This is a genomic window from Bartonella sp. TS82HLJMH, from assembly GCF_042193495.1.
Taxonomy (GTDB): Bacteria; Pseudomonadota; Alphaproteobacteria; order Rhizobiales; family Rhizobiaceae; genus Bartonella; species Bartonella grahamii.
This window is the reverse complement of record NZ_JBHILU010000008.1, coordinates 54,483-68,108: the sequence shown is the minus strand read 5'-3', so window position 1 is coordinate 68,108 and position 13,626 is coordinate 54,483. Positions and strand designations below refer to the sequence as shown.

Sequence of the window (13,626 nt, the reverse complement as noted above, 5' to 3'; positions counted from 1 at the left end):
CAAAAATCTGAAACAAACAAATCATAAAGTAATCATAATACTACAAGTAAAGACTCTTAAAAAGGTACGTCATCATCTAATTTGTGTGAAAAACTTTCTCCCAATTGATTATTATTTTGACCAAACGTATTTCTCTGATTTGAGTTACTATCGGCAAAGCCACCACTATAACTTCCCCCTTGCTCCCCGCCCGCGGCTCCCCGCCCATCAAGCATTTGTAATTCGCCACGGTACTTTTGCAAAACAACCTCTGTTGTATAACGATCATTTCCATTTTGATCTTGCCATTTTCGTGTCTGTAACTGCCCCTCAATGTAAATTTTGCTGCCTTTTTTTAAATATTGCTCTGCAACTTTGACAAGGTTTTCATTAAAAATAACAATATTATGCCACTCAGTGCGTTCTTTTCGCTCATTTGTATTCCGATCACGCCAACTTTCTGAAGTAGCAATACGCAAATTTGCCACTTGATCACCAGAATTCAAACGACGGATTTCAGGATCCGCACCAAGATTACCAATCAAAATAACTTTATTAAGGCTACCAGCCATCGCATAAACTCCAAAATTTTAATTCGTAAAATACTCTGTTTTATAACAGTTATAACCATCTTGACCTTCAATTTACATGTCTGCAATTGACCTTCAATATGGATATTGCTATCCTTTCCCAATATTGTATCCGTGCAATTATAACAAAAGATGATAAAGACGCATAGTTTATTCCACCACGAGAGAATAAAAAGCTGCTCATTTGTATTTTTCTTTTCACAAAACTTATACCTTCTTTTAGCATTAAAGCAGTTAAACACATTGTAATTCTAAAAAAACAGATTTATTCCATTTTAGGTGCTCAGTTTTTGTTACATATGCCAAGGATAAAATATGACTTATCAAAAATATATCTCCATTCGCGGTGCACGTGAGCATAACCTTAAAAATATTGATCTCGATCTGCCTCGTGACAAACTCATTGTTATAACAGGACTTTCTGGATCAGGGAAATCATCCTTAGCTTTTGATACAATTTACGCTGAAGGACAACGCCGCTATGTCGAAAGCCTTTCAGCCTATGCACGCCAATTTTTGGAAGTCATGCAAAAACCCGATGTCGACCGCATAGACGGTCTCTCTCCAGCTATCTCCATTGAACAAAAAACAACCAGTCGCAATCCTCGTTCAACGGTAGGTACCGTTACTGAAATCCACGACTACATGCGTCTTCTCTTTGCACGTATTGGTATTCCTCATTCTCCTGCGACAGGACTTCCTATTGAAAGCCAGACAGTAAGCCAAATGGTCGATCAAATTATGTCCTTACCAGAAGGAACACGAATTTTTATTATGGCACCCTTGGTGCGAGGACGAAAGGGAGAATATAAAAAAGAGCTAATAGAACTTCTAAAAAGAGGATTTCAACGGGCTAAAGTCGATGGCGAATTTTATGAAATCCCTGACATTCCACCTCTTGATAAAAAGTATAAACATGACATAGATGTCGTGGTAGACCGCATTGTTTTACAAAAGAATATCACCTCTCGCTTAGCTGATAGTATAGAAACCTGTTTACAACTAGCAAATGGACTTGCCATAGCTGAAATGGCAGACCAACCCTTGACACAAAAAGAAACAACAAAGGAATCTGCTCATAAATCAAAAAATGATACACACAAACGGCTCATTTTTTCAGAAAAGTTTTCTTGCCCTATATCTGGTTTTTCTATTCCTGAAATTGAACCACGCCTTTTTTCGTTCAATAATCCTTTTGGGGCCTGCCCTCTCTGCGATGGATTGGGTATAAAAAAGGCAATGGATCCACTGAAAATTGTGCCAAATAAAAACCTTACCCTAAAGAATGGAGCCATTGCTCCTTGGGCTAAATCGGATTCACTTTATTATAGACAAACCTTAGAAGCATTAGGAAAAGCTTACGGTTTCAAACTCACAGATCAATGGTGTGAACTCTCTAATGAAGCACAACAGGCTATTCTCTACGGTACAAAAAAAGATGAAATTTCTTTTATCTATAAAAATAATTCTGGTTCGCATAAAACAACCCAACCTTTTGAAGGAATCATCCCCAATATGGAGAGACGCTGGAAAGAAACCGATTCTGCTTGGTCTCGAGAAGAAATCGAACGTTATATGTCTTCTTCGCCTTGCCCAGCTTGTCATGGTTATCGTTTAAAACCAGAGGCACTTGCTGTAAAAATCCACGGAATGCATATTGGGCAAATATCAGATCTTTCTATTCTAAAGGCAGATGATTGGTTTGCCAATATTCATCAATATCTCACAGAAAAACAACGTAATATTGCCATACGTATTTTAAAAGAAATTCGCGAACGCTTAGCTTTTTTAAATCATGTAGGATTGGAATATCTTACCTTGTCTCGAACTTCAGGAACGCTTTCAGGTGGAGAAAGCCAACGCATTCGGTTAGCATCCCAAATTGGTTCTGGTCTTACAGGCGTTCTTTATATTTTAGATGAACCATCTATCGGTTTACACCAACGCGATAATGAACGCCTTTGGGAAATGCTACGCCATTTACGCAATCTTGGCAATACAGTTATTGTCGTTGAACATGATGAAGACGCTATTCTCACAGCAGATCATGTTGTCGATATGGGCCCTGCCGCGGGCGTTCATGGTGGAGAAATCATAGCGCAAGGGACACCACAGGAAATTATAGAAAATTCAGCCTCTCTCACAGGCCAATACCTTTCAGGAAAAATGGCTGTTAAAATACCTGCCAAACGACGTAAAATATCAAAAATGAAAACACTTAAAGTCATCGGCGCCAAAGGAAATAACCTCAAAAATATCAATGCGAACATCCCTCTTGGAACCTTTACATGCGTAACCGGTGTTTCTGGAGGAGGAAAATCAACATTTCTTATTGAAACGCTTTTCAAAGCAGCATCACATCATATCATGGGCTCTCATCACAGCCCTGCCAGCTATGACAAAATTGAAGGATTAGAATTTCTTGATAAAGTCATTGATATCAACCAGTCCCCCATTGGACGCACCCCACGCTCTAATCCCGCAACCTATACAGGCGCTTTTACACCGATTCGTGAGTGGTTTGCCGATCTTCCAGAATCAAAAGCCCGTGGTTACAAAGCTGGGCGTTTTTCATTTAATGTTAAAGGAGGACGTTGCGAAGCATGTCAAGGTGATGGAGTCATAAAAATTGAAATGCACTTTTTACCTGATGTCTATGTTACTTGCGATGTCTGTAAAGGAAAACGCTATAATCGAGAAACACTAGAAATAAAATTCAAAGGACAGTCTATAGCCGATATTTTGGATATGACAATTGAAAAGGCAGAGGAATTTTTCCAAGCTATTCCCGCTATTCATAATAAAATGGAAACTCTCATTAAAGTAGGATTAGGTTACATAAAAGTAGGACAGCAAGCAACCACACTTTCTGGTGGAGAAGCACAACGTGTAAAACTTGCGAAAGAACTTTCACGTAAAACAACGGGACGTACACTCTATATTTTGGATGAACCGACAACAGGTTTACATTTTCACGATATTTCCAAACTTCTTGAAGTGCTGCATGAACTAGTCGAGCAAGGCAACACAGTTATAGTCATTGAACATAACCTTGATGTTATAAAGACAGCCGACTGGATTATTGATTTAGGACCAGAAGGTGGAGATCGTGGTGGCGAAATTGTTGCAATTGGACGCCCTGAAGACATCATTAAGGTTCCCGCTTCCTACACGGGAAAATTTCTAAAAGATGTTTTACTGCGCCCCTCTCTCTATAATTCCAATTCTTAAAAACGCTTTCCATTGTAAAATACAGCATACGAACAAAGCCTGTACTTTTATTTTTACCTGTAAATACCAACACCTAATTCCAGTGGTGCAACATGTTTAAAGCAAAGGCTGAAATAATTTAGCGCTTTATAAGCTGTTTCAGTTTTCGTATTTCCAATAGGAACGCGCGCATAATTGCGTATTTATTCTCTGTTTTTTTAATATCTGAAACGACCAAACAGCCCAATTTGGAAAGAATACGAAGCTTTAAGGGTATAAATAAGTTTCTATCCTTACATCTCCTTTTAATTTATCTTTACGATTTTCAAAGGCATCCGCAGCAGTATCTTATAATGAAGATTGCCTATTGCTTCACGCTTTTGTTTATCGCGTTCCTTAATGGAATCACATTCCTCACGAAGAGACAAAACGCCCCAAACAAAATATATTTGCGTTACCAATTCACACATCTGTTTTAAAGAAATATTCCTCAACGCTCTCAAGCCCATTTCACGACGGAACCTAATGCTATAATGATAAATCCATTATTGTATACCACCATCTTTACGTTTATGAAGGAGCATAATCGGCATCACCACACTCTTTTCCAATATTTGTCTCCCCCTACTCCCTAATATTGCAAAACCTTTAGTTATCGAAAGCTTTCATAAAAAGCATTTTATTTTTTCAAATGTTTTTATCCACACACTCGTACTATTCATGATATAAAAAGGTATCGTTTTGATTGATTGACGATAAAAAGATCTAAAATGAGAAAATCTTACGCTATTAGAGTTTTTTACTCAGTATAGAAAACGTCTAATTATCCTTATAAGTCAGCGTATTATCTAATAAAAAAGAAACAAAACTCTTTTTATTATATTATTTTAATTCTTGTACAAGAATTGTAAGATTTTTTCCAAAAAAACAGTATTTGACTTTATTCTACAAAAGAAACTCTCCTAAAAAGGCATAGAGTGTCATTATTTTCGACTTTTTGTGCACAAAGTATCTGTTGGACATCTTACAGTTGTCAATATAATGTGATGCAGTCTAAAAAGACAAAATAACGTTGGAGATAATTTCAGCATGAAAAAAATTGAAGCCATTATAAAACCTTTCAAACTTGATGAAGTGAAAGAAGCGCTTCAAAAAATTGGGTTACATGGCATTACAGTAACAGAAGCGAAAGGTTTTGGTCGTCAAAGGGAACATACAGAACTTTATCGTGGCACGAAATATGTTGTTGACTTTCTACCTAAAGTAAAGATTGAAATTGTTGTGTCCGATGAAAAACTGGAACAAACTGTTGATGCAATACGTAAAGCAGCTCAAACCAAACATATAGGAGATGGAAAAATATTTGTCTTTTCCATTGATGATGCTATTCGTATAGGCACGGATGAAACCGGTATCGATGCCCTTTAATAAATAACGAGAAAATTCACTTTTTTATCCACCTCAACGCCATATTAAGGAAATTGAATATGACAACCGCATCAGATATTATCAAACAGATTACAAACAACGAAATCCGTTTTGTTGATTTACGTTTTACTGATCCACGAGGAAAATTGCATCATATTACAATGGATATCGCAGAAATCAGCGAGGATACTTTTAGTGATGGTGTCATGTTTGATGGTTCTTCAATTGCTGGTTGGAAAACAATTAATGAATCTGACATGGTTTTAATGCCAGATCCAGAAACAGCACATATTGATCCTTTTTTTGCTCAATCTACTTTGGTCATATTTTGTAATGTACTTGATCCTGTCTCTGGTGAATTTTATCGTAGAGATCCTCGTTCTATCGCCAAAAGGGCTGAGGTTTATATGAAATCTTTAGGCATTGGAGATACAATCAATGTAGGTCCAGAAGCAGAGTTTTTTATCTTTGATGATGTGCGCTATAAAACGGATCCTTACAACACAGGATTTAAACTCGATTCAAGTGAACTTCCCTCCAATGATGATACGGAATATGAAACAGGCAATCTAGGGCATCGCCCACGAATAAAGGGAGGCTACCTTCCTGTTCCGCCGATTGATTCCTGCCAAGATATGCGTTCTGAAATGCTCACAGCACTCAAAGATATGGGCGTACAGGTCGAAAAACACCATCACGAAGTAGCAGCAGGCCAACATGAATTGGGTATTCGTTTTGATACACTCGTTCGCGAGGCTGACAAGATGCAAATTTTTAAATATGTTGTACATCAAATAGCAAACAGTTACGGGAAAACAGCAACCTTCATGCCAAAACCAGTTTTTGGTGATAACGGTTCTGGAATGCATGTCCACATCTCCATTTGGAAAGATGGCAAACCCATTTTTGCAGGAAATGAATATGCCGGACTATCAGAAACCTGTTTATTTTTTATCGGTGGTGTTATTAAGCACGCAAAAGCAATCAATGCTTTTACAAACCCATCCACAAACTCCTATAAACGTTTGGTTCCTGGTTATGAAGCTCCTGTTCTTCTTGCCTATTCAGCACGTAATCGTTCTGCATCTTGCCGTATTCCAATGAGCTCCTCACCAAATTCAAAACGCGTAGAAATTCGTTTTCCAGACCCAACAGCAAATCCCTATTTGGCATTTGCAGCCCTTTTAATGGCTGGTCTTGATGGCATCAAAAACAAAATTCATCCCGGACATGCTATGGATAAAGATCTTTATGATCTTCCCTTAAAAGAACTCAAAGAAATCCCTACTGTTTCAGGAAGTCTGCGTGAAGCGCTTGAAGCACTTGATAAAGATCGTGGCTTTCTTAAAGCCGGCGACGTTTTTGACGATGATCAGATTAATTCCTTCATTCAAGTAAAGATGCAAGAAGTCTTGCGCTACGAAACAACACCCCATCCTGTTGAATTTGATATGTACTATTCTGTTTAAACAATCAATACGCATTCTTTTGATTTTTAAAATGGAGGCAAAAGCCTCCATTTTTGTGGATATTCTTCTCATGCAAAAGCGCAAGAGGCTTTTGCTCATCTGCTTTTCCTTTATAATGTGTTGAATCTCTTCAAATGAATTAACAAGGTTTCTAATGCCGCGAATTTGTTTTCTCGTTCCCGTTCTTTTATGCATTGTCTTTATCACATCAACAACTCAAGCACATACAATAACCAATCAAAAACTCACTGCCCTTGAAAAAGCGACATCCGCTTATAGTAAAGCACTTAAAAATGCCGATGCAAATGCCATCTTAAATGCTATTCCTCCCCAAATCATCAACCGCTTAACCGCCAAAAAAAATCTTAGTCAATCACAATTTCGACAAATCATGAAAAGCCAAATAGAACGGTTGGCAGAAAGTTACAAGATTGAAACAATAAACATTGACCAAAAACAAAAACGTGAAGGTATACTTGATAATGGCACCCCTTATTTTGTTATACCCGTGGAACTTGTAACCACAACAAATGCTGGAAAAAAATGCTCTATTCAAACTGAAATTATTGCCCTATTTCACGATAACCAATGGTATTTTATCCGTGGGAATGACGAAGCGCTCTTAAACATAACCAATGAACTATTTCCTGGACTTGAAAAAGTAAAAACCAATCCTCAAAAAGTCACCAAAATACTCTGAGCAAAAAGAATGCACGTAAATAAAAAATTTAACCCCTATAAACAAGTTGTAGCAATTGTAGCAGCAGCCTTAAATTCAACTTTTTTATGAGCACGACGCACCATTGTTTCTTTATCTATTCCCCATTGTTCCATCATCCAATCTTCATCTAAATGGGCAATAGACCAAGCATGATCAGCATCAATGTTTCCCGCAGCAACAGCAAGAGCAATAAGAGCAGATCCCGTTAAGGTTGTCATCATATGAAGAGCAGCAAGCATATAAGGAGACTCAACGCTACGTAAATAATGACTCACAGCTTGAAGTGCTTCTGGTGATTGTTCCACATGCATCAGCCCTTCTGTCAAATAAAACCTTGCACCCAGTTTTTTTTCTGCCCAATCTAATAAAGGATCCCATTGCTCAGATTGTTTTTGCACCAACTCTTTAGGAGTCTGTGCACGATAAAAGATCATATCACATGCAACGAAACGCAATAAATCTTCAAAAACCACCTGCATATCATCAGCAATACCATCAATAACAGTATTAACCAAACGCGTCATCGGCATTTTTGCAGGATCAACAACGTGCTTTTGGTTCTCAAATTCCTGAGCAACGTACTCAGCAAACACTTCTGTTGGCACATGAAAATGACGCCTTGCGGGCGTTTTTACGGGACGTCCATCCAACAAAATCGTAAAGCCGACCTCCTCACACGCAATCTTCACTTGCTTATAAAACCGTTTTGGATGTGATTGGCATGTAAGATTTTGAATCTTTTGAACAGAACTCTTCTTATTCAATGGCATATCAAAATGATCCAAAATCTCACGCATATTGTTTACCTCTGATCTTTTCAAAAAAACGACTGTTTCTTTAGGTTCTGTAGCTTCAATAAGGTTTAATCTGACCTTCTTAACGATTCCAAAGAAGAAAAAAGACTTTACCACCCCCCACTCTAAAATTTAAGAGTTATATTTCATGTTTCTTTTACAAACAAGACAATGATGATTGCCTTTTATATATTCAATACAATCATAATAGTAAAGCAATTTTTAAAAGTATTATCTTAATTAAGATAATTAAATATATTGAGTTTTATAGCAAAGATGTTCACGCCTTACCAATTTGCTTATTATTCACCTATAATAGTATTATCAATATGAACAGATTCAAAAACGCTTCTCATCCAAAAAATGATAGAGCAGTACGGTTTACGTGTCATTCACCTTCGCTTAACCATTCCAATCATTCGTCTAACATATCCAATAAATACCCTGCATAGAATTTTTCTGCTCAATTACTCCCCTAAACGACGCTGTTTTACGGCATGATAGAATAATGAAAAGACAAAATTTATCGCAAATTTGTTTTCACATATACATATATTTTGTAAAGCACTAAATTACTTAACGTATTGTTCTTGATATACTCTACATATTGCACTAGTTTAAATTTAGGCACATAATTAAAAGAATAGAGATCATGCAATCTGAAAATAATACTTTTATCTATACACTTGGCCCTGCAGATACTAACTTACACAGCAGCAGCACAGTGGTGGCTTGACAATCACAATCAAAATATTTCTTCCACTGACTCGAGATCCCGTATTATCTTATACGCAACTCTTGAAGAAGCATTTAATGAACTTGCTCAGAAAAAGGATGGATATCTCTTAAGCTGTGCTGCTTACCCTGATTTGCATACACTCATATTTACCCGTTTAGGTGATATGCAATTATTTGACAGCTTTATCATGCCTACTCACTCTATGGTTTTAGCTAAACGCAATAACGCTGATGAAATTAAAACCGTAGCGACTCATCCTGCCCCACAATCTCTGGTAGCTCATCAATATGACAAAGTATTTGCCAACAGCAATGCTGATGCAGCCGTTCTTTGTAAGGCTGAAAAAGCCGATGCTTGTATCACAACATCGGTTGCGGCAAATCGCTATAGGCTGAGTATTGTCGAAAATTTTGGACAAGTGCCAATGGCCTTTTTGCTCCACTCACTAAAGTCAACTCATCATGAAAAAATCTGAAGCGCTTCTTTCCATTGTTAACTTAGTTGACAAATTCCGTATGCGCCAAGAACGAGATGGAAGCATTAAAGAACCAACTTCAGCAGATAATAATATGATCAATGAATTGATCACTCTGCTGAACCACCATGCCAATATTCTTGACGGATTATCTCCAAAACTTTTAGCGACCATTTCTGATGATCTTCATCAGTGGATGATCAGCGGTTTAACGACCCCTCCTCAATTTGATAACACTTTGGCTGCTTTCAAAGCCCCATTACCAGATGCGCCCTTGTTTTTCTTGGCTCCAATGCGTGCAACAAATGGACCTGATCCAGAAGGATTCCGGCTGGAATTAGTTACAGGATATCGTCATGAAACGGCCTATCTTGCTGACGCCTCAAAATATACAAATAATTATGTATCACCTTTTCAATGTATAAAAATGGGAATAGCATCAAGAGGTTTTTTAGAAGGCAATTGCATTGTTCTATTCCCAGAATCTGTAGCGGCTGCTCAAAAAATTGATAAGCAAGCATTTGCTTTGTTTTTTTTTCAGTAAATTCTTTGATATTTACAACAAGCAAACAATTGTGGAAGCTGAACGTTTACTCGGTCGAGATAGTAAATTCCTGTTCGGTCAATTGCATAGTCGTAACTTATCTAAAGAAGACATTTACGATGCTCGCTGTTTGTGGGGCTATTATCATGACTATGCACATCATACCGGACCGCGGCCATTGGATAAAAATCTGTATATAAAATTAAATTGGTTCACTGGTCTTCTAGAAGAAACTAAAGTTGATTTAATTACAGTCCGTATTATGCTACAAAATCATCCAAAATTTTGGAAAGAAATAACTGAATTTGTCCTATTAGAACGCATATTCCGTTATCCAAAAGATTCTGATCAGCATATGACATTCGATGCTGGTACAGGGATCTTGCTTTTTGAAATATTGATGCGGAACAAAGCATTGATTGAAACAAATCAAAGTTATCTTCAATTTGATTTGGAGCGTCTTGAAAAAGTAATAGTATTGATGATAGCAGATATAGAAGCACTTGAAACATTAGATGATGACGCTTATTTGGCAGGAGCTAAGGATTATATCCAAAATAATCTTGGAAAACCACAGACCTCAAAGTCACGATTTAATTTTTCAACATCATATTATGCACAGCGAGTGATTAGAGGATTAAATCATTGAGTTTTATAAAAGGACGATTACTATTATTTACTTTTGCCATTCTAGCATTGTTTTCCATAAGTTGGTTATTATCTAAGAATTTGGTTAGCAATATACCCGTCTTGCATGCGGTTGGACTTAGGTTGTTTGCCACCGCTGCCACCTTATGGCTGATTGCAATATTTCGTGAGAAAGCTGTTTTCAGATCCCTACCATTGCTTTCCATGATACCTTCTTTTTTAATTCTCTCAGTGTTAGGATTCTCCCTGTATTTTGTATGCAGCTTTGGTGCATTGACAAATGTCCTTAAATTCTCATGGCTGAAGCTTAGTGGAGTGATAATTGTCAGTGTAGCAGCTGTGGCATTCAATATAAACAGTGGAGAAGGTGGATACAGCCTAATAGGAATAGCTCTTGCCTTAACAGCAGCACTTTCTTATTCTGCTTATGGCTTATTGTCTAAACGTTATCTTAAAAATTTACCTTTGCTCACCTCATTGGCTTGGATCACGACAATTTCTGCAGCATCATTTATGCCATTATTTATTTTTGATCCTGCCCCACTCTTATATCTTAAGTTAGAAGATATATTTAAAATATTGATTTTAGGAACTGTTTGCTCGGCACCAGTTTACGTATTATATCAAAAAGTTTTAGCCGAAGGAGGCGTATTATACGCCAATACTATCGGCGTATTATCTCCTTTTGCAGTGGTTGCATGTGAATGGATAATCGGCTCGAGCCCTTCTCTCAATATTATCAAAATAATTGCTATGATTGTAGTTGTTATAGGGATGACACTCTTATTTATAGATGCATCAAAGGTATCTACATGGCAACAGAAACGTCGTGTCCAAAATTCCAAATTTAATGAGGAAACAAAATGAAAAAACTCGCGTTAGTTTGCCAGCGCAATGCAAAACTACCATTTATATTTGAAGCAGCACAAGCAGCTAATATCGAATTAGTAATGATCTATGATACCGCTGAAAGCGCTCCCTCTCAACACCCCGCAGCAGTCATTTCAACTTGGCAACTTCCTGTTTTTGATAACCCAGAGGCAGCTTTAGACACTTTTGCAACAGGAGCAAAAGAACGCAATATTGCTGGGGTTATGACCCTTCGCGAAGAAGCCATTCTATGGACAGCTTTGGCTGCAAAAAAAATCAATACTCCAAGTATTGAACCAGAAGTAGCAGCATTAACCAGAAATAAATATCTCATGCGTCAAGCTTTTGCTAAAGCAGGCTTAAGAACACCAGGATTCCTTTATATAGATAATCCAGAAGACCTATCACAAGTACATGCCTTAGACTATCCGCTCGTTATTAAACCCGTCTCTGGATGGGCAAGTACAGGCGTCATGTTAGCTAAAAATCCCGCTGAACTTTCTAATCTCATTAAAGCCGTATGGAATGTTCAGCATAAAGACATGGCACGTTTTAATGATAAAAATAAACCTGTAGGTTTAGTCGTAGAACAGTATTTGCCAGGAAAAGAGTTTGTCGTAGAATGCTTTGTTGATACAACAGGTGTACACGTTCTATCCGTTGGAGACAAGGGACAGCCTGAGGGACCATGGTTTGAAGAAACAATTTATCGTCAACGCTGTGATATAGATGATCCTTTAATTATTGCTTTATGTGAGGCTGCATGCTCTGGAGTTAAAGCTCTTGGTATAAATATGGGGGCTGCCCATGTAGAGCTACGCCTAGATGCTAATAATTTACCTTATGTCATTGAGATAGGCGCTCGTATAGGTGGATCGGGTGTCTCCCATTTTATTGTTGAGCAAGGTACAGGAATTTCATTTGCAAAACTATGTATGAATGCCGCTTTAGCTGAAAAAAACTTAGACCTTCCCGATATACTCCCAGCTAAAAAAGTGGCTGCAAATTACATTATTCCTCTTCATGGTTATGGACGGTTTTCTGAATTTTCAGGTCTAGATAAGGTTGCACAGCATCCTCAAACCGCCAGAACTATCATTTTCTTTGAAACCAATCATATTTCACTACCTCCACCAGCATTTGGCGGATATCCTGGTTTTATTTTCTCTGTTCATAACTCAAACGAAGAAGCACACAATTACCATAAATGGCTCGATGACACCTTAAGCATCATATGGAAACACCATGTTTATCAATAGTCCGATAAAGATATTTCTACTGACGCTCAACTTTGATATAAATCTTATCGATATACAAACGAAGTCACAATGAGATTGCCTAAAACTTTGCAAACATTTTTCCATTAAAGATGCATATTTCAAAAAACAGGAATTCAGGAAAATATAATCTACTTTTACACCCCATTTTAATAAAAGCTCTTCAATGTTTCTGTATTGGAAACAATAATAAAAACTTCTAAACGACTTTTTTGATACGCTCAACCTCTTCTCCCCACGTCTCAAAGAAGAAAAAAAGATCTTACCTCCCCCACTTTGATTTAAAACTTATATTTCATATCTATTTAACAAATAAGACATGATCTTGTTTATATATTCAATACAGCCATTAGACCAATTTTTTTAAAGGATTTATTCTTATAAGAACGGAAGATATTGAATTTGATGGTAAAAGTGTTCACGCTTTACCACTTTTCTTATTATCCACCGACAACAATTCAAACGATACAAACAACTTCAAAAACGCTTTTTGCAAAATTTTAAAGCAGAAAAATGCGCATCATCCACGAAACGATAGAGCTGTATATTTTACAAATCCCCTCCTTTGCTTAACAGCAAAAGCTCTTAATCAGCAACCAATATCTCCCTGCCTTTCATAATTGATATCAGCGACCTCAAATGACAGTACTTTACAGCATGATAGGATAATAATGCTACTATTTAAAAAAGCTTATGACGAATACATCCCAAATATTTATAGCCAAAATAACACAAATAGATTTACAGTCTTATTGTCAATTTTTTTGAAGCATTTAAGCATCCCTATCAACCAGATAAAAAATAAATCAACGTGATCCTTTTATACTTATTAAAACTCATGATACCATTATTAAAAGAAGTGATTAAAATTCTGCACCATCA

General features: G+C 37.1%; 11 protein-coding genes. 9 read left to right on the top strand and 2 right to left on the bottom strand.

The window, feature by feature from the left end; genetic code table 11:
• Positions 1-56: 56 nt before the first annotated feature.
• Positions 57-551: a single-stranded DNA-binding protein gene (gene ssb / locus ACFIKO_RS05420; protein ID WP_375619871.1), complete on the bottom strand. Its 495-nt coding sequence runs from the start codon at positions 549-551 to the stop codon at positions 57-59.
• Positions 552-884: 333 nt separating this feature from the next.
• On the opposite strand from ssb, the gene uvrA reads away from it, so the two are divergent.
• The 4 genes from uvrA to ACFIKO_RS05400 all read left to right on the top strand — a co-directional run bounded on the left by uvrA (position 885) and on the right by ACFIKO_RS05400 (position 7,376).
• The gene (gene uvrA, locus ACFIKO_RS05415; RefSeq protein WP_375673460.1) at positions 885-3,800 is read left to right on the top strand and encodes an excinuclease ABC subunit UvrA; all 2,916 of its coding nucleotides are present in this window, start codon (positions 885-887) and stop codon (positions 3,798-3,800) included.
• 1,068 nt (positions 3,801-4,868) lie between these two features.
• Positions 4,869-5,207, top strand: a complete 339-nt coding sequence (locus ACFIKO_RS05410) for a P-II family nitrogen regulator (protein WP_015856528.1) — start codon at positions 4,869-4,871, stop codon at positions 5,205-5,207.
• A gap of 59 nt (positions 5,208-5,266) precedes the next feature.
• Positions 5,267-6,676, top strand: coding sequence for a type I glutamate--ammonia ligase (gene glnA / locus ACFIKO_RS05405; RefSeq protein ID WP_375619873.1), 1,410 nt, complete (start codon positions 5,267-5,269; stop codon positions 6,674-6,676).
• A 154-nt stretch (positions 6,677-6,830) separates the two neighbouring features.
• Complete coding sequence (locus ACFIKO_RS05400; RefSeq protein ID WP_375619874.1) at positions 6,831-7,376, top strand: hypothetical protein; 546 nt, start codon at positions 6,831-6,833, stop codon at positions 7,374-7,376.
• 35 nt (positions 7,377-7,411) lie between these two features.
• Here the strand turns inward: ACFIKO_RS05400 and ACFIKO_RS05395 are convergent, their stop codons facing one another.
• A complete protein-coding gene (locus ACFIKO_RS05395) occupies positions 7,412-8,194 on the bottom strand; it encodes an ATP12 family chaperone protein (protein ID WP_375673459.1) in 783 nt (260 codons plus the stop codon).
• 683 nt (positions 8,195-8,877) lie between these two features.
• Here ACFIKO_RS05395 and ACFIKO_RS05390 point away from each other — a divergent pair.
• The 5 genes from ACFIKO_RS05390 (at position 8,878) to ACFIKO_RS05370 (ending at position 12,726) form a co-directional block, all read left to right on the top strand.
• Positions 8,878-9,405 (top strand): prephenate dehydratase domain-containing protein, encoded by a 528-nt coding sequence (locus ACFIKO_RS05390; protein ID WP_375673458.1) that lies wholly within the window; start codon positions 8,878-8,880, stop codon positions 9,403-9,405.
• Positions 9,392-9,949: a DUF6421 family protein gene (locus tag ACFIKO_RS05385; protein WP_375673457.1), complete on the top strand. Its 558-nt coding sequence runs from the start codon at positions 9,392-9,394 to the stop codon at positions 9,947-9,949. Before ACFIKO_RS05390 ends, ACFIKO_RS05385 begins: the two co-directional genes overlap by 14 nt.
• A 31-nt stretch (positions 9,950-9,980) precedes the next feature.
• Positions 9,981-10,598: a DUF6421 family protein gene (locus tag ACFIKO_RS05380; RefSeq protein WP_375673456.1), complete on the top strand. Its 618-nt coding sequence runs from the start codon at positions 9,981-9,983 to the stop codon at positions 10,596-10,598.
• Between the two features lie 101 nt (positions 10,599-10,699).
• On the top strand, positions 10,700-11,464 hold the full coding sequence (locus tag ACFIKO_RS05375; protein WP_375673489.1) for an EamA family transporter: 765 nt from the start codon (positions 10,700-10,702) through the stop codon (positions 11,462-11,464).
• Positions 11,461-12,726 (top strand): acetyl-CoA carboxylase biotin carboxylase subunit family protein, encoded by a 1,266-nt coding sequence (locus tag ACFIKO_RS05370; protein WP_375673455.1) that lies wholly within the window; start codon positions 11,461-11,463, stop codon positions 12,724-12,726. The genes ACFIKO_RS05375 and ACFIKO_RS05370 overlap by 4 nt, the downstream gene beginning before the upstream one ends.
• The last annotated feature ends 900 nt before the right edge of the window (positions 12,727-13,626 follow it).